Below are 269 nucleotides of genomic sequence, written 5' to 3'. Positions count from 1 at the left end.
ATCGCTCATGCTGCACCAAATATGCGGAAGAACCCCAGATTGACGCTCCACTTCCATCCTGATTGTCGCGCTGCAATTGGGCGGTCAATTCGCTGTTGCGACCGCGCTGGCTCGATCAGCTTCGAGCCGAGATGGGTGTTCTAGGCCAGCGAGATGCGACTGACCGAACTTTGGGTCATGCCGAGGCTCTTCACAGCGCGCGGCACGTTCTGTTCCCGAGCGATCTCCACGAAGGCGCGCACCGCTTTGAGCGACAGCCCTAAGCCTCG

General features: G+C 59.9%; 1 protein-coding gene. It reads right to left on the bottom strand.

Annotation, left to right across the window (positions count from 1 at the left end):
* Positions 1 to 140: 140 nt before the first annotated feature.
* Positions 141 to 206 (bottom strand): hypothetical protein, encoded by a 66-nt coding sequence (locus KJQ96_RS42580; protein WP_375293276.1) that lies wholly within the window; start codon positions 204 to 206, stop codon positions 141 to 143.
* Positions 207 to 269 lie beyond the last annotated feature (63 nt).

The sequence above is a fragment of the Bradyrhizobium sp. sGM-13 genome, from assembly GCF_018398875.1.
Taxonomy (GTDB): Bacteria; Pseudomonadota; Alphaproteobacteria; order Rhizobiales; family Xanthobacteraceae; genus Bradyrhizobium.
Note: the sequence above shows the minus strand (reverse complement) of the source record. Positions and strands in the feature narration are given on the sequence as shown.